Raw genomic sequence first — 17,048 nt, forward strand, 5'->3', positions numbered from 1 at the left:
AGTAGTAAGGGATTGAATGCATGCGCGCCTTAGCTGAGTTCATCATGCGCGGTCGTGTGCAGGCCACTCTGGTAGTGGCTGTATGTGCGGCATTGCCGTTGCTTTATTGGTTGGGTGCTGCCGCAGGTTGCCTTGTGCTCCTGCGGCGCGGTTTGAAGGACGCTCTTGGCGTTCTTGCCCTGGGATTGTTGCCGGCCTTGATCTGGTGGCTGCAAATGGGTGATCCACGGGTACTTCTGGTACTGCTGGGGTCATCGAGCCTTGCGTTGGTTTTACGCGCAAGTGAGTCCTGGGTCCGCACGCTGCTGGTCAGCGTGGCATTGGGGTTGGTGTACTCAGTGATGCTTGGCGCGGCTTTCCGCCCGCAAATCGAGGCGCTGGCGCAGGAGATCGTCAAGATCCTGCCCCTGGCCCTCGGGGATCTCTACCAGCAATTGTCGGTAGATGAGCGAGCGCGGTTTGCGTCACTGATTGCCCCGGTCCTGACCGGCCTGATTGCGGCGTTGCTGCAGATCGTCAGCGTGCTGAGCCTGATTCTTGGGCGTTATTGGCAGGCGTTGTTGTACAACCCGGGTGGTTTTGGTCGCGAGTTTCGCAGTATCAGAATCCCCGTGGGCCCCGCGATGTTGCTGCTGGCGTGCATGGTTGTCGGACCGAACTTCGGTCCACAGATGGCCTTGCTGGCGCCGATTTGCAGCGTACCGCTGGTGTTTGCCGGGCTGGCCCTGATTCATGGGCTCGCCGCGCAGAAGCGCCTGGCCAGGTTTTGGCTGGTGGGGTTGTACGTCACGCTGTTGCTGTTCATGCAGCTGATCTATCCGTTACTCGTGGTTTTGGCCATTGTCGACGGCCTGATTGATTTTCGCGGTCGTCTGGCGCCGAAAGACGCCGATAACGCGAACGGTGAAGGTTAAAAGTTAGAGGATTTTCACATGCAACTGATCCTTCTGGAAAAAGTCGCCAACCTGGGCAACCTGGGCGACAAAGTGAACGTTAAGGCCGGTTACGGTCGTAACTACCTGCTGCCATACGGCAAAGCCACCGCTGCAACCGCTGCCAACCTGGCTGCGTTTGAAGAGCGTCGCGCTGAGCTGGAAAAAGCAGCAGCAGACAAAAAAGCTTCGGCCGAAACTCGCGCTGCCCAACTGGCTGAGCTGGAAGTGACTATCACTGCCACCGCCGGTGACGAAGGCAAGCTGTTCGGTTCGATCGGCACTCACGACATCGCTGATGCACTGACCGCCTCCGGCGTTGAAGTGCAGAAGAGCGAAGTTCGTCTGCCGAACGGCACCATCCGCAACGTAGGCGAATTCGACGTAGCCGTGCACCTGCACGCTGAAGTTGAAGCCACCGTACGCGTTGTCGTGGTAGCAGCTTAAGCAGCACCTAACCGGCTGGCACCTCGCGTGTCGGACGGTTAACATCGGGCACGATCCTGTTTACAGGTCGTGCCTTTTGTTTTTCTACAATCCCCTAATTCCAAGTGGCCATGAACGATATTTCAGCTCCTGAGCAATACGATCTGCAAACCGCTGCCCTGAAGGTGCCGCCGCACTCCATCGAGGCCGAACAGGCCGTGCTCGGTGGTTTGATGCTGGACAACAACGCCTGGGAGCGCGTGCTGGATCAAGTCTCGGACGGTGACTTCTATCGTCATGACCACCGCCTGATCTTCCGCGCGATTGCCAAGCTGGCCGATCAGAACTCGCCGATCGACGTGGTGACCCTCGCCGAACAGCTGGACAAAGAAGGCCAGACCTCCCAGGTCGGCGGTCTCGGCTACCTCGGTGAGCTGGCGAAAAACACGCCGTCCGTCGCCAACATCAAGGCGTATGCCCAGATCGTCCGCGAACGCGCCACGCTGCGCCAGTTGATCGGCATCAGCACTGAAATTGCCGATAGCGCCTTCAACCCCGAAGGCCGCACTGCCGCAGAGATTCTCGACGAAGCTGAGCGCCAGATCTTCCAGATCGCCGAAGCTCGTCCGAAAACCGGTGGCCCGGTCAGCGTCAACGACTTGCTGACCAAAGCCATCGACCGCATCGACACCTTGTTCAACACCGACAACGCCATCACCGGTATTTCCACCGGCTATACCGACCTCGATGAGAAGACCAGTGGCCTGCAGCCGTCCGACTTGATCATCGTCGCCGGCCGTCCTTCCATGGGTAAGACCACCTTTGCGATGAACCTGGTGGAAAACGCCGTGTTGCGCAGCGACAAGACGGTGTTGGTGTACTCCCTGGAGATGCCAGGCGAATCGCTGATCATGCGTATGCTCTCGTCGCTGGGCCGTATCGATCAGACCAAGGTGCGTGCCGGTCGGCTGGAAGACGACGATTGGCCGCGCCTGACCTCGGCGGTCAACCTGCTCAACGACCGCAAGCTGTTTATTGATGACACCGCGGGCATCAGCCCCTCCGAGATGCGTGCGCGTACCCGGCGTCTGGTGCGTGAACACGGTGATATCGCGCTGATCATGATCGACTACCTGCAGTTGATGCAGATCCCTGGTTCCAGCGGTGACAACCGAACCAACGAGATTTCCGAGATTTCCCGGTCCCTCAAGGCCCTGGCCAAGGAGTTCAACTGCCCGGTGGTGGCCCTGTCCCAGCTCAACCGTTCCCTGGAGCAACGCCCCAACAAGCGTCCGGTGAACTCCGACTTGCGTGAATCCGGAGCGATCGAGCAGGACGCCGACGTCATCATGTTCGTGTACCGCGACGAGGTGTACCACCCTGAAACGGAACACAAGGGCATTGCCGAAATCATCATCGGCAAGCAGCGGAACGGCCCGATCGGGTTTATCCGGCTGGCGTTCATCGGCAAGTACACGCGCTTCGAGAACCTGGCGCCGGGCAGTTACAACTTTGACGACGACGAATAACTCAGCTGCTTAATTCCGACCATTACCGTCGGAATTGGTTAAATTTTGTGCTATATTCCGCGCCCGCGATTTTTCATCTCAACACCGGTCACCGTCATGCAAACAGCCAAGCCGTTATTTGACTATCCCAAGTACTGGGCCGAATGTTTCGGTCCTGCGCCATTCCTGCCCATGAGCAGGGAGGAGATGGATCAGCTTGGCTGGGATTCGTGCGACATCATCATCGTCACCGGTGATGCCTACGTTGACCACCCGTCGTTCGGCATGGCGATCATCGGCCGGCTGCTGGAGTCCCAGGGCTTTCGCGTCGGGATCATTGCCCAGCCGAACTGGCAGTCCAAAGACGACTTCATGAAGCTCGGAGAGCCGAACCTGTTCTTCGGCGTCGCGGCCGGCAACATGGACTCGATGATCAACCGCTACACCGCCGACAAGAAAATCCGCTCCGATGACGCCTACACCCCTGGCGGCATGGCCGGCAAACGCCCGGACCGCGCCAGCCTGGTGTACAGCCAGCGGTGCAAGGAAGCCTACAAGAACGTGCCGATCGTGCTCGGCGGCATCGAAGCCTCCCTGCGCCGTATCGCTCACTACGACTACTGGCAGGACCGGGTGCGCAACTCGATCCTGATCGACGCCACAGCCGATATCCTGCTGTACGGCAACGCCGAGCGGGCTATTGTCGAAGTCGCCCAGCGCCTGTCGTGGGGCCACAAAATCGAAGACATCACCGACGTGCGCGGTACTGCGTTCATTCGTCGTGACACGCCGGCGGGCTGGTACGAAGTGGACTCCACGCGTATTGACCGTCCGGGCAAGATCGACAAGATCATCAACCCCTACGTCAACACCCAGGACACCCAGGCCTGCGCCATCGAGCAAGAGAAAGGCCCGGTGGATGATCCGGAAGAAGCCAAGGTCGTGCAGATCCTGGCCAGCCCGCGCATGACCCGCGACAAGACCGTGATCCGTCTGCCGTCGGTGGAAAAGGTGCGCGGCGACGCGGTGCTGTATGCCCACGCCAACCGCGTGTTGCACCTGGAGACCAACCCAGGCAACGCCCGCGCCCTGGTGCAGAAGCACGGTGAAGTGGACGTGTGGTTCAACCCGCCACCCATCCCTATGACCACCGAAGAAATGGACTACGTGTTCGGCATGCCCTACGCACGTGTTCCGCACCCGACGTACGGCAAGGAAAAAATCCCGGCCTACGACATGATCCGCTTCTCGGTGAACATCATGCGTGGCTGCTTCGGCGGCTGTACCTTCTGCTCGATCACCGAGCACGAAGGCCGCATCATCCAGAACCGTTCAGAAGAGTCGATCATTCGCGAGATCGAAGAGATCCGCGACAAGGTGCCAGGCTTCACCGGCGTGATCTCCGACCTCGGCGGCCCGACCGCGAACATGTACCGCATCGCCTGCAAGAGCCCGGAAATCGAATCCGCGTGCCGCAAGCCTTCCTGCGTGTTCCCGGGTATCTGCCCGAACCTGAACACCGACCACTCGTCGCTGATCCAGCTGTACCGCAGCGCGCGTGCATTGCCGGGCGTGAAGAAGATCCTGATCGCTTCCGGCCTGCGCTATGACCTTGCTGTTGAGTCGCCGGAATACGTGAAGGAGCTGGTGACGCACCACGTTGGTGGCTACCTCAAGATCGCCCCGGAACACACCGAGGAAGGTCCGCTCAACCAGATGATGAAACCGGGCATCGGCAGCTATGACAAGTTCAAGCGCATGTTCGAGAAGTACACCAAGGAAGCGGGCAAAGAGCAGTACCTGATTCCCTACTTCATCGCCGCCCACCCCGGCACAACCGATGAAGACATGATGAACCTGGCCCTGTGGCTCAAGGGCAACGGTTTCCGTGCCGACCAGGTGCAGGCGTTCTACCCGTCGCCGATGGCCACCGCCACCGCGATGTACCACTCGGGCAAGAACCCGCTGCGCAAGGTGACCTACAAGAGCGACGCGGTGACCATCGTCAAGAGCGAAGAGCAGCGCCGTCTGCACAAGGCGTTCCTGCGCTACCACGACCCGAAAGGCTGGCCGATGCTGCGTGAAGCGTTGACCCGCATGGGCCGCGCGGACCTGATCGGGCCGGGCAAGGACCAGTTGATCCCGCTGCACCAGCCGAGCACCGACAGCTACCAGAGCGCCCGTCGTAAAAACTCGACGCCGGCCGGCAGCCACAAGGTCGCCAAGGAAACCACTACCAAAATCCTCACCCAGCACACCGGTTTGCCGCCCCGTGGCAGCGACGGCAGCAACCCGTGGGACAAGCGCGAACAAGCCAAGGCCGCGGCGCAGGCACGTAACAAACAGGCGGCCAAAGAGCGCAGTGATGCGGCCAAGGGCAAGGGCGGCAAGCCTGCACGCAAGCCCGTCGTGCCGCGTTGATCGCCGCCTGAAATACAAAACGCCAGCCTCGTGCTGGCGTTTTGCTTTCTAGTCGGTGGGTAGCCTGTTTGTTAAGGTGGCGTCAGTTCAGTCATCACCCATTTCAAGGAAGATCACCCCCATGGGCAACCCCCTGGCCGGCATCGGCATGGACTCCAACCGTTCCCAGTTCATGGCGCGCCAGCGCATCGAGAGCCAGATCAACCTGCCACGCCTGTTTGCGGCGATCGACGCCGACCCTAGTATTGTCGGCGCGGGCGTGGTGTACATCGACGCCGATTTCAACGTGGTCACCCTGCGTGAGTTCCAGCCGATCTGCAGCATCGCGCCCAAACGCATTATTTTGCGTGAAGCGCAGAAGTACATTGCCCCGGCGCAGTTTGCGCAACAGGTCCAGGACAACCCTCGTGAATCGCGCCTGGTGGGAGAGGCGATCAACACATCGCTGTCCTGCGCAGGCGCGATCATCGGTTGGATCGTCGTGCTCAGCGGCACCGTCGCCGTGCCGTTCACGGCGGGCGCCAGCAGCGTGATCACGGCCATCGGCTATACCGCGGCCACGGCCAGCACGTTGCAGTGTTTTGCCAGTGGCTATCGCGTCAGCAATGAGATCAGTGACCCGTCCAAAAACGACAAGCTCGACAGCTCGGAGTGGTATCAGTACACGATGATCGCACTGGATGCGGCGTCGTTGATCGGGGTCGGCGCATCGACGTTGACCACGATAAAGCTGGTGCGGCTGAACCAGGCCACCACCGGCAAAAGTGTGCGGGACGTATTGCGAGGATTGACCCGGCAAGAGCGCGCCAAGCTCACGAAGGAGCTGCTCAGCATCCAGGACCCGCGCATGACCGCCAAAATGCTCAAGTTGAAGCAACTGTCCGGCGAGGCGACCAAGCGGTTTACCCCCGCCCAGGTCAAGCATGCAACGGTGACCCAGATACGGGATGCCCTGGGCGCGGCCATCGGCTTCACCGGCAGTGCAATCTCGGGGAATGTGCGCACGATTGCCGTGGGACTGTATGAGGAAATGAGCAATGAATGAGCTGCCCGGTATTCGCAGTTTTCTGGCGCAGTACTTTCCGGTCTTCATGGGGGCGATTTTCGCGGCGGTGTTCAGCCTGGTGTTTGCGGTGCCACTGATTTTCGACAGTTATTTCCCGCGCTTGCCGATGAACGACAACCTCAAGTATTCCTTCCTCGGTGGCCTCGCGCTGACGTGGGGCATCGTGCAGTGCAATTTCATGATCGCGCGCGGGCGGCCGCAATGGGTCTGGCCGCTGGTGACGTTGCTTGCGCTCTGCGTGCTGGGGGTACTGCCCACCATCGCATTTGGTCCGCATCCGCTTTCCTATGGCTTGAGCCTGCTGTTCCCGCTGTTGGGGTTGCTGCTGCTCAACAGTAAGCGTCACCGCGAAATGCGCCAGAAACTCGTTGAAGTGAGACGGCTGCGCCAAGCTATCATTGCGACACACAAAGCACGCTAGGTGGGAAGATTCGCCACCCTGCGCCACAAATATGTGCAGCTCTTGCACCAGGGTAGGTACATTGGCGCCGTTTTGGTGCTCTACTGCACCGGGTCTGACGATAAAGCGCAATGACCTCCGCTCTGGCATAAGTCTTGCGCGCGTTGTGCCCATGCCCAGGCTAGCAGGAGGCCGCCGTGTCGATTCATGTCGCGTTGCACCACGTTACGCATTACCGCTATGACCGCGCTGTCGAACTCGGCCCACAAATCGTGCGTTTGCGCCCGGCGGCCCACAGCCGTACGCGGATTTTGTCTTACGCACTCAAGGTGCTGCCCGAGCAGCACTTCATCAATTGGCAGCAGGACCCCCAGGGCAATTACCTGGCGCGCCTGGTGTTCCCGGAAAAAACCGACGAGTTACGCATCGAAGTCGATCTGGTCGCCGAGATGGCGGTGTTCAATCCGTTCGACTTTTTCCTTGAGCCCTACGCTGAAAAAATCCCCTTCAGCTACGCCGCCGATGAGCAGCGCGAGTTGGCGCCGTACCTGGAAACCCTGCCGCTGACGCCGAAGTTCGCCGCTTACCTGGCCGGCATCGACCGCACGCCGCTGCCCGCCGTGGATTTTCTGGTGGGGCTCAATCAGCGTTTGGCCGCCGACATCGGTTACCTGATCCGCATGGAGCCGGGCGTGCAAACCCCGGAGTTCACTCTGGAAAACGCGTCCGGCTCCTGCCGCGACTCGGCCTGGCTGCTGGTGCAATTGCTGCGCAACCTGGGCCTGGCGGCACGTTTCGTGTCCGGCTACTTGATCCAACTGACGGCCGACGTCAAAGCCCTCGATGGCCCGTCTGGCACCGAAGTGGACTTCACCGACCTGCACGCCTGGTGCGAAGTGTATTTGCCCGGCGCCGGCTGGATCGGCCTGGACGCCACCTCGGGGTTGTTTGCCGGTGAAGGCCATATTCCGTTGGCTTGTAGCCCTGATCCTTCGTCTGCCGCGCCGATCAGCGGGCTGGTGGAGCCGTGCGAGTGTGAGTTCACCCACGAGATGTCGGTAGAGCGCATTTGGGAGGCGCCGCGCGTCACCAAGCCCTACACCGAAGAGCAATGGCTGGCGATCCAGGCCCTGGGCCGGCAGATCGACGCCGACCTGCTCAAGGACGACGTGCGCCTGACCATGGGCGGCGAACCGACCTTCGTGTCCATCGACGACCCCGACGGCGCCGAATGGAACACCGCCGCGCTCGGCCCGGACAAGCGGCGTTTGTCGGCCGAGTTGTTTCAGCGCATGCGCAAACACTACGCGCCCCAGGGCCTGGTGCACTTCGGCCAGGGCAAGTGGTACCCCGGCGAGCAACTGCCGCGTTGGTCCCTCAACTGTTACTGGCGCCGCGACGGCGAGCCGATCTGGCACAACAGCGCGCTGATCGCCGATGAGCAGCAGGACTACGGCGCCGATGGCGTCATGGCCGGGCGCTTCCTCGCAGGCGTCGCCGAGCGCCTCAAACTGCCTGCGCGGTTTGTATTCCCGGCGTTCGAAGACAACTTCTACTACCTGTGGCGCGAAGGCGCGCTGCCGCAAAACGTCACCGCCCAGGACCCGCGTCTGAGCGATGACCTGGAGCGCGAACGCCTGCGTAAAGTGTTCAGCCAGGGCCTTGATAAAGTCATCGGCCAAGTACTGCCGCTGGCCCGCACCGCGGCCAATGACCGCTGGCAAAGTGGCCGCTGGTACCTGCGCGATAACCATTGCCGGCTGGTGCCGGGGGATTCGCCGTTGGGCTATCGCCTGCCCTTGGCCTCGCAGCCTTGGGTGACGGCGGCGGAATACCCGTTCGTGCACCCCACTGATCCGAACCAGGATCAGGCGCCATTGCCGAGCACCGCGCAACTGCACAATCACGCCGAGCCGGCGCCAAGCGAAGAGCGCGTGCCGAAGGTGGATGAGTCCGCCGACTGGCTCACGCGCACCGCGCTGTGTGCCGAAGCGCGGGAAGGGCGCCTGTACCTGTTCATGCCGCCCCTGGAGCGCGTCGAGGATTACCTGGAGCTGGTCGCCGCAATTGAGGCCACTGCCGAAGAGCTGCAGTGCCCGGTGCTGCTCGAAGGCTACGAGCCACCCTTCGACATGCGCTTGAGTAACTTCCGGGTCACGCCGGATCCAGGTGTGATCGAAGTCAACGTGCAGCCGTCCGCAACCTGGGACGAGTTGGTTGAGCGCACCGAATTCCTCTACGAAGAGGCGCGGCAAACCCGCCTGACCACCGAAAAGTTCATGATCGACGGGCGCCACACCGGCACCGGCGGCGGTAACCACTTTGTGCTCGGCGGCGCCACGCCAAAGGACTCACCGTTCTTGCGTCGTCCCGATTTGCTGCGCAGTCTGATCAGCTATTGGCATAACCATCCGTCGTTGTCCTACCTGTTCTCCGGCTTGTTTATCGGCCCGACCTCCCAGGCGCCACGGGTGGATGAAGCGCGTAACGATGCGCTGTATGAGCTGGAAATAGCCTTCGCCCAAATGCCCGCGCCCGGCGAAGAATGCCCGCCATGGCTGGTAGACCGCCTGCTGCGCAACCTGCTGATCGACGTGACAGGCAACACTCACCGCGCCGAGTTCTGCATCGACAAGCTCTACTCGCCCGACGGCGCCACAGGCCGCCTGGGCCTGCTCGAACTGCGCGCCTTTGAAATGCCGCCCCACGCGCGCATGAGCCTGACCCAGCAACTGTTGCTGCGGGCGCTGGTCGCGCGCTTCTGGCGTGAACCCTACGCACCGCCGAAACTGGCGCGCTGGGGCACTGAGCTGCATGACCGCTTTTTGCTGCCGCATTTTATCGAGCAGGACTTCGCCGACGTAATCGTCGAACTCAACGCCGCAGGCTACCCGCTGCGTGCCGAATGGTTTGCGGCGCACTTGGCGTTCCGCTTCCCCAAGGTCGGCGACTACACCGTCAGCGGTATCGAACTGGAACTGCGCCAAGCCCTGGAGCCCTGGCACGTGCTGGGCGAGGAGGGGGCGGTGGGCGGCACGGTGCGCTATGTGGATTCGTCCCTGGAGCGCCTGCAAGTCAAACTCAGCGGCCTGCCGCCGCAGCGCTACCTGCTGACCTGCAACGGCATCCCGGTGCCGCTGCAACCGACCGGCCGCGTGGGCGAGTTCGTTGCCGGTGTGCGCTACCGCGCCTGGCAGCCCGCCAACTGCCTGCAACCGACCATCGCGGTGCACGCACCGTTGGTGTTCGATCTGCTCGATACCTGGATGCAACGTTCTCTGGGCGGCTGTCAGTATCACGTGGCGCATCCGGGCGGGCGTAACTACGACAGCTTGCCGGTGAACGCCAACGAAGCCGAGAGCCGGCGCATGGCACGGTTCTTCCGGTTGGGGCATACGCCTGGAAAATTACCTGTGCCAGCCCTTGAGATTAACGACGAGCTGCCGATGACTCTGGATCTGCGACGTTTCCCCAATAAAAAAGACTGAACGCCATCTCACTGTGGCCTCAGGCCTTTGTAGTGAGCGAGCTTGCCTCGCGCGGGGCCGGCCCGCTCACCACAAAAGCCTGGAGGCCACGGGGATTTGCAGTGTTTGTTGAGTTAATCTGAGCCCCCTTTGCCCTGCCGAGCGTTCCATGTCCGACTTGCTCGACCGTTACCCGCTGACCGCGGGCACCTATCACGAACTGCTGGATGACGGCGGCGCGGTGCGTGCCCATTGGCGGCGCTTGCTCGATCACCTGCAACGCAGTACCCCCGCGCAACTGGCCCAGCGCCAGGCGCTGCTGATGCGGCAGATCCAGGAAAACGGTGTGACCTACAACGTCTACGCCGACCCCAAGGGCGCCGACCGCCCGTGGGAGCTGGATTTGTTGCCCCATGTGCTGGCGGCTGATGAATGGCAGCACTTGTCGGCCGGTATCGCCCAGCGTGCGCGCCTGCTCAATGCCGTGCTCGCCGACCTCTACGGCCCACAACGCCTGATCAAAGAAGGCTTGCTGCCGGCGGAGCTGGTGTTCGGGCATAACAATTTCCTGTGGCCGTGCCAGGGCATACAGCCACCGGATGGGGCGTTTTTGCACCTGTACGCCGTGGACCTGGCGCGCACCCCGGACGGTCGTTGGTGGGTGACGGCTGACCGTACCCAGGCCCCGTCGGGCGCCGGTTATGCCTTGGAAAACCGCACCATCGTGTCCCGTGCCTTTCCGGATTTGTACCGCGACCTGCAAGTGCAGCACCTCACCGGCTTCTTCCGCACACTCCAGGAAACCCTGGCCCGCCAGGCGCCGCACGATAACCAGCCGCCGCTGATCGTGCTGCTCACCCCCGGCCGTTTCAACGAAAGCTATTTCGAACACCTCTACCTCGCGCGCCAGCTCGGTTACCCGTTGGTGGAAGGCGGCGACCTGACCGTGCGCGACAGCACCGTGTTCCTCAAAACCCTCAGCGGCCTGCGTCGGGTGCACGCGATCATGCGGCGCCTGGACGACGACTTCTGCGACCCGTTGGAGCTGCGCACCGACTCGGCCCTCGGCGTGCCCGGCCTGCTGGATGCCGTGCGCCAAGGCAATGTGCTGGTGGCCAACGCCTTGGGCAGCGGCGTGCTCGAATCCCCCGGTCTGCTGGGGTTCCTGCCGAAGATCAATGAGTTTTTATTTGGCGAAGCACTGATCCTGCCGTCCATCGCCACCTGGTGGTGCGGTGAAGCGCCGGTACTGGCCGAAGCCTTGGAGAAGCTGCCGGAGTTGTTGATCAAACCGGCATTCCCCTCGCAAAGCTTCGCTCCGGTATTCGGGCGCGACCTCGACGATGAGCAGCGCCAGGCCCTGGCCGAACGCATGCGGGCGCGGCCTTACGCGTATGTCGCCCAGGAGCTGGCGCAATTGTCCCAGGCGCCGGTCTGGCACACCGTGGATGACCACTTGCAGCACCGTGCCATTGGCATGCGCGTGTACGCCGTGGCCAGCGCCGACGGCTACCGAGTGTTACCGGGGGGCCTGACCCGTGTGGCGGCCGAGGCCGACGCCGAAGTGGTGTCGATGCAGCGCGGTGGCGCGAGCAAGGACACCTGGGTGCTCGGCGAGCGTGCGCCGGGTGGTGAGCAGTGGCGCGCCCAGCGCACGATCGGCGCCCACGACCTGGTGCGCCGCGATCCCTATCTGCCGTCGCGGGTGGTGGAAAATCTGTTCTGGTTCGGCCGCTATTGTGAGCGCTGCGATGACAGCGCGCGCTGGTTGCGCATTGTGCTGGCGCGCTATGTCGACGGGGATGACCCGTTGGCGTTGCAGGCGGCGGTGGAGTTGGGTGAGAACCTGCGCCTGTTGCCGGAAGAGGGTGAGCTGCCCGAGCGCCTGCTCGCTGCGTTGCTCGGTGATGACTGGCCGCAAAGCCTGCGCGCCAACCTGCAACGCTTGCAGTGGGCCGCCTCCCAGGTGCGCGGCAAACTGTCCCGTGAGAACTGGCAGGCCCTGGTTGAGTTGCAGCGAGAAGCCCTGGAGCTGGAAAGCGAAGCCCCGGACTTTGGCGAGTTGCTCGACTTTTTAAACCGCCTGGTGATGTCGTTGGCGGCGTTGTCCGGGTTTGCCCTGGATGACATGACCCGCGACGAAGGCTGGCGCTTTTTGATGATGGGCCGGCGCATCGAGCGCCTGCAGTTTCTCAGCAGCAGCCTGGCCGCGTTCCTGCGCGGCGTGGCCGTGTTCGATCAGGCCGGGCTGGAGTGGTTGCTGGAACTGGGCAACAGCAGCATCACTTACCGCTCACGCTACCTGGCGGTGCCACAGTTGATCCCGGTGCTCGACCTGTTGCTGCTTGACGAGCAGAACCCCCATGCGGTGCTGTTCCAGCTCAAGCTGGTCAATCGCACCCTGCGTCGTCTCAATGATGATTTTGGCGTACCCCGTGAGACCGGCCTGGCGCCGTTGGTGGAGCGCCTGGCGCGCTTCGACCTGGGCTGCCTGGAGAACGCGCTGTTTGGCGAGGTCAGCGTACACGCCGCCTTGGATGGCCTGGCCGACCTGCTGCAAGCGGTCGCCGATGAAAGCGGGCAAGTGTCGGATCGCCTGGCGCTGCGCCATTTTGCCCATGTGGATGATGTCAGCCAGCAAACGGTGTCGTTGTGATGAGTGCGCGCTACCAGATTTTTCACGATACCCATTACCACTACGACAGTCCGGTGTCCCTGGCCCAGCAATTGGCGCACTTGTGGCCGCGCCCTTGCGCCTGGCAGCGTTGCAGCGCTCAGCAGCTGGATATCAGCCCGCTGCCGTCGTCGCGCCGGGATGAACTGGATGTGTTCGGCAACCCGATCACGCGGTTGGCGTTCGAGCGGCCCCATGATGAATTGCTGGTCAATGCCGCGCTGACCGTAGAAGTGCTGGCGCGGCCGGTGCTGGACTTTCAGCAGTCGCCGCCTTGGGACCAGACCCGGGACAGCCTGACCTACAGCAGCCAGCCGCTGTCACCCGAGGCGATCGAAGCCTGCCGCTATCGCTTCGAATCGCCCTACGTGCACCTGAAGAAAACCTTCGTCGAGTTCTCCGAAAGCTGCTTTCCGCCCGGCGAGCCTTTGCTGGTGGGCGTGCAGGCATTGATGCAAAAGATCTTCAGCGAATTCACCTTCGACGCCGAGGCCACTCAGGTCGCCACGCCGTTGGTGGAAGTGCTGGAGCGCCGTCGTGGCGTGTGCCAGGACTTCGCCCACCTGATGCTCGCCTGCCTGCGCTCACGGGGCCTGGCGGCGCGTTATATCAGCGGTTATCTGCTCACCCAGCCACCGCCCGGCCAGCCACGGCTGATCGGCGCCGACGCATCCCATGCATGGGTTTCGGTGTTTTGTCCGATGGCGGGCTGGGTGGATTTTGACCCGACGAACAACGTGCAGCCGGCACTGGAACATATCACCCTGGCCTGGGGCCGGGATTTTTCCGATGTGTCGCCGTTGCGCGGGGTGATTCTGGGGGGCGGCAGCCATGACCCGGAAGTGCGGGTGACGGTGATGCCACTGGAGTGATCCACGCGGCGCAGCCGTTTCTGTGGAGGTTTTTATAGCGAGCGGGCGGCGCGACGATTCGACAACCCGCTCACCATCAAGAAATTATTCAGCCGGATCTTTTGGTGTTTCTGTCTCGTCGCTCGTTTCTTCAGCATCGACGTCTGCGTTCAGTGCGCCGGCTTCTTCATCAGCAGCGGCTTTCTTGCGTTGCAGCTTTTCCTCTTTCTTCTGTTCCTTGGCCAAGTCTCTCTGACGTTTGGCGAAGGAGTAATTAGGTTTGGCCATGGGCGATCCTCTAGGGTCGAAGGTGAGGGTGGCGGCGCGCAGCTGCCTTGGGTCGCTATGGTAGCAGCTTAGCAGCGCGCTTGGCCTTCACTTACCGCAGGCATATGCGGCCAGCAGGCCGTTGAAGAATTGATTGAAGTGCATGGCTCAGGCTCCGGTGGGTGATGGGCCGATCATAGGCGGGTCCTGCGACTTTGGCTGGTAGATTGTGTTGATAAGTCTGATAGCCTAAAGTTGTATACAATCTGTTGATTCAGATCATAAGAATTCAAGCCTGCTTGAGGCACCCTACCGCAATCCGCGTTTTTTAAACCCTGCCTTGGAGATTCACATGTTTGCCAAACTCGTTGCTGTTTCCCTGCTGACTCTGGCGAGCGGCCAGTTGCTTGCTGCAGAGTGCAAAGTGACTGTCGACTCCACTGACCAAATGTCTTTCAACACCAAAGAAATCACGATCGACAAAAGCTGCAAGACGTTCACCGTGAACCTGGAACACTCCGGCAGCTTGCCGAAGAACGTCATGGGCCATAACTGGGTGCTGACCAGCGCTGCCGACATGCAGCCGGTGGCCACTGACGGCATGGCTGCCGGTATCGACAAGAACTACCTGAAAGAAGGTGACACCCGCATCATCGCCCATACCAAGATCATCGGTGCCGGCGAAAAAGACTCGGTGACCTTCGATGTGTCGAAGCTGGCTGCCGGTACGGATTACATGTTCTTCTGCTCGTTCCCAGGCCACATCTCGATGATGAAAGGCACTGTGGTCATCAAGTAACACCGCGTTATGGTGTGTCGCGAGCAAGCCGACGCTTCGACTTGCTCGCGAATGCTATCTGACAATCAACACAGAACGATCTGGCTCACCTCACGGCGCAAACGGCATCACCCGCTTGTGTTCGGTCTTGCGGTACGTCTCGCAGATGATCCGGAACGCTTCTTCCCGTACTGGCTCACCGTGCAGGAACGCATCGATCTCGGCGTAGGTCACGCCATGTGACGCTTCGTCCGGCTTGCCCGGTGACAGATCTTCCAGGTCGGCCGTCGGCACCTTCTCCACCAGCGATTCCGGCGCACCAAAGTGACGCGCAATCGCGCGCACCTGGTTTTTCACCAGCCCGCTCAACGGTGCCAGGTCGCAGGCGCCATCACCGAACTTGGTGAAAAAGCCCATCACCGCTTCCGCAGCATGATCAGTACCAATCACCAGCCCACCGGCCGCGCCGGCGATGGTGTACTGCGCCACCATGCGCATGCGTGCCTTGGTGTTGCCCAGCACGAAGTCCCGCGACACCGCGGCCTTGCCTTCAAACGCCGCCACTTCATTGGCCAGGGCTTTCACCGCCGGGCCGATGTTTACGGTGTGGCGTTCGTCCGGATCGATAAAGTCCACCGAGGCCTGGGCGTCGATTTCGTCGAACTGGGTTTCGTAGGGCAGGCGCACGGCAATGAATGTATACGCCTGGTCACCGGTGCTGGCGCGCAGTTCCTGCATGGCACGCTGGGCCAACAGGCCGGCGGTAAGGGAGTCGACACCGCCGCTGATGCCCAGCACCAACGTCTTGAGGCCGGAGTTGCGCAGGCAGTCCTGGATAAAGGCCACGCGCCGGGCCACCTCGGCCTCAAGGGCGGCCTGGTCTTTGAACGGTGCTTGCACCTTGAGCTGCTGCGCAATCTCGCGCTGTACGGCTTGCATGATTCACTCCTTGCTGGCGATGGCAGGTACTTTGAAAACGTGACGCAAATAGGCGACAAAATTCGGATCGCTGCAGTGGGTCTTGCCCGCTTCATCGGAGATTTTCGCGACGGGCTGACCATTGCAGGCGGTCATTTTAAGCACGATGCTCATCGGTTCCACCCCTGGAATGTCACAGGTCAGGTTGGTGCCGATCCCGAAACTTACATTAATGCGACCACGCAACGCGCGGAAAATCTCCAGGGCCTTGGGCAGCGACAGGCTGTCGGAGAACACCAGGGTCTTGCTCATCGGCTCGATCCCGAGCTTGTGATAGTGGGCGATGGCTTTTTCGGCCCACTGCACCGGGTCACCGGAGTCGTGACGCAGGCCGTCGAACAGCTTGGCGAAGTACAAATCGAAGTCGCCCAGGAACGCGTCGGTGGTGATGCAATCGGTCAGGGCGATGCCCAGCAGGCCACGGTACTCGCGGACCCAGCAGTCGAGGGCGGCGATCTGGCTGTCGATCAGGCGCGGGCCGAGTTGCTGGTGGGCCATGATCCATTCGTGGGCCATGGTGCCCAGGGGTTTCATGTCCAGCTCGCGGGCCAGGTGCACGTTGCTGGTGCCGACGAAGCGACCGGGGAAGTCGTGCTTGAGCACATTCACCACTTCTTCCTGCACCCGGTACGAGAAACGCCGGCGGGTGCCGAAGTCAGCGACTTGCAGCTCCGACAGTTCATCGCTGCCGGCATTGGCCGTCAGCCAGTCGAACTTGCGGTACAGCTGCTCGCGCGCCTGTTCGAGGATTACGGTCTGATAGCGGTAGCGGTTACGCACTTCGCTGACGATGGCCAGCATCGGCACTTCGAACAGGATCACATGCAGCCACGGCCCGCGCAGGCGGATGAACAACTCGCCGTTCTCGATACCGGTCTGCACGTAGCGCAGGTTGAAGCGGAACAGCCCCAGAAAGCGCAAAAAGTCCGGCTTCATAAAGCTGATGCGTTCCAGGAAGCCCAACTGATCCGGGCTCAGGCTCAGCTCGGCGAGGCGCTCGATCTGGTAGCGGATCTCCGCCAGGTACGGGCGCAGGTCTTCGCTGTTGCGGCAACGAAACTCCCATTCAACTTCCACGTTGGGATAGTTGTGCAGCACCGCCTGCATCATGGTCAGCTTGTAGAAGTCGGTGTCGAGCAGGTTCTGCACGATGCGATCGGCAAACACACTCTCGCTCATAACGGGAATCTCCAGACGGGTCGGCGCTGGGCGCCAGCCTTTACGCACGATTAGGGAAGGGGGCTAGTGGCGCATAGACCTGTGGGGTTTTGCCAGTGATT

13 protein-coding genes are annotated in these 17,048 nt (G+C 61.6%); 10 read left to right on the forward strand and 3 right to left on the reverse strand.

Annotation, left to right across the window (positions count from 1 at the left end; translation table 11 throughout):
- Positions 1-20: 20 nt before the first annotated feature.
- The 9 genes from KZX66_RS05815 (at position 21) to KZX66_RS05855 (ending at position 13,766) form a co-directional block, all read left to right on the forward strand.
- The gene (locus KZX66_RS05815; protein ID WP_248077450.1) at positions 21-914 is read left to right on the forward strand and encodes a hypothetical protein; all 894 of its coding nucleotides are present in this window, start codon (positions 21-23) and stop codon (positions 912-914) included.
- A gap of 18 nt (positions 915-932) precedes the next feature.
- A complete protein-coding gene (gene rplI / locus KZX66_RS05820) occupies positions 933-1,379 on the forward strand; it encodes a 50S ribosomal protein L9 (RefSeq protein ID WP_003171376.1) in 447 nt (148 codons plus the stop codon).
- 110 nt (positions 1,380-1,489) lie between these two features.
- Entirely contained in the window at positions 1,490-2,887 is a 1,398-nt protein-coding gene (gene dnaB, locus KZX66_RS05825; protein ID WP_017526410.1) for a replicative DNA helicase, read from the forward strand.
- 96 nt (positions 2,888-2,983) lie between these two features.
- Positions 2,984-5,287 carry a YgiQ family radical SAM protein gene (locus KZX66_RS05830; RefSeq protein ID WP_248077452.1) on the forward strand — a complete coding sequence of 768 codons (2,304 nt, stop codon included), beginning with the start codon at positions 2,984-2,986 and terminating at the stop codon, positions 5,285-5,287.
- 121 nt (positions 5,288-5,408) lie between these two features.
- Positions 5,409-6,332: an NAD synthetase gene (locus KZX66_RS05835; RefSeq protein WP_248077454.1), complete on the forward strand. Its 924-nt coding sequence runs from the start codon at positions 5,409-5,411 to the stop codon at positions 6,330-6,332.
- Positions 6,325-6,774 (forward strand): hypothetical protein, encoded by a 450-nt coding sequence (locus tag KZX66_RS05840; RefSeq protein WP_248077456.1) that lies wholly within the window; start codon positions 6,325-6,327, stop codon positions 6,772-6,774. The genes KZX66_RS05835 and KZX66_RS05840 overlap by 8 nt, the downstream gene beginning before the upstream one ends.
- A 176-nt stretch (positions 6,775-6,950) precedes the next feature.
- A complete protein-coding gene (locus tag KZX66_RS05845; RefSeq protein ID WP_248077458.1) occupies positions 6,951-10,241 on the forward strand; it encodes a transglutaminase family protein in 3,291 nt (1,096 codons plus the stop codon).
- A 148-nt stretch (positions 10,242-10,389) separates the two neighbouring features.
- On the forward strand, positions 10,390-12,876 hold the full coding sequence (locus tag KZX66_RS05850; RefSeq protein ID WP_248077464.1) for a circularly permuted type 2 ATP-grasp protein: 2,487 nt from the start codon (positions 10,390-10,392) through the stop codon (positions 12,874-12,876).
- Positions 12,876-13,766 carry a transglutaminase family protein gene (locus tag KZX66_RS05855; protein WP_248077470.1) on the forward strand — a complete coding sequence of 297 codons (891 nt, stop codon included), beginning with the start codon at positions 12,876-12,878 and terminating at the stop codon, positions 13,764-13,766. Before KZX66_RS05850 ends, KZX66_RS05855 begins: the two co-directional genes overlap by 1 nt.
- 84 nt (positions 13,767-13,850) lie before the next feature.
- Here the strand turns inward: KZX66_RS05855 and KZX66_RS05860 are convergent, their stop codons facing one another.
- Positions 13,851-14,033 carry a hypothetical protein gene (locus tag KZX66_RS05860; protein WP_137220170.1) on the reverse strand — a complete coding sequence of 61 codons (183 nt, stop codon included), beginning with the start codon at positions 14,031-14,033 and terminating at the stop codon, positions 13,851-13,853.
- 331 nt (positions 14,034-14,364) lie between these two features.
- On the opposite strand from KZX66_RS05860, the gene azu reads away from it, so the two are divergent.
- The gene (gene azu / locus KZX66_RS05865) at positions 14,365-14,811 is read left to right on the forward strand and encodes an azurin (protein WP_137220171.1); all 447 of its coding nucleotides are present in this window, start codon (positions 14,365-14,367) and stop codon (positions 14,809-14,811) included.
- 90 nt (positions 14,812-14,901) lie between these two features.
- Here the strand turns inward: azu and nadE are convergent, their stop codons facing one another.
- Together nadE and pncB are read right to left on the reverse strand one after the other, a co-directional pair.
- Complete coding sequence (gene nadE, locus KZX66_RS05870) at positions 14,902-15,729, reverse strand: ammonia-dependent NAD(+) synthetase (protein ID WP_137220172.1); 828 nt, start codon at positions 15,727-15,729, stop codon at positions 14,902-14,904.
- A gap of 3 nt (positions 15,730-15,732) precedes the next feature.
- Positions 15,733-16,947, reverse strand: a complete 1,215-nt coding sequence (gene pncB / locus KZX66_RS05875; protein ID WP_137220173.1) for a nicotinate phosphoribosyltransferase — start codon at positions 16,945-16,947, stop codon at positions 15,733-15,735.
- Positions 16,948-17,048 lie beyond the last annotated feature (101 nt).

It is taken from the genome of Pseudomonas sp. EYE_354 (genome assembly GCF_023148575.1).
In the GTDB taxonomy this organism is placed as follows: domain Bacteria; phylum Pseudomonadota; class Gammaproteobacteria; order Pseudomonadales; family Pseudomonadaceae; genus Aquipseudomonas.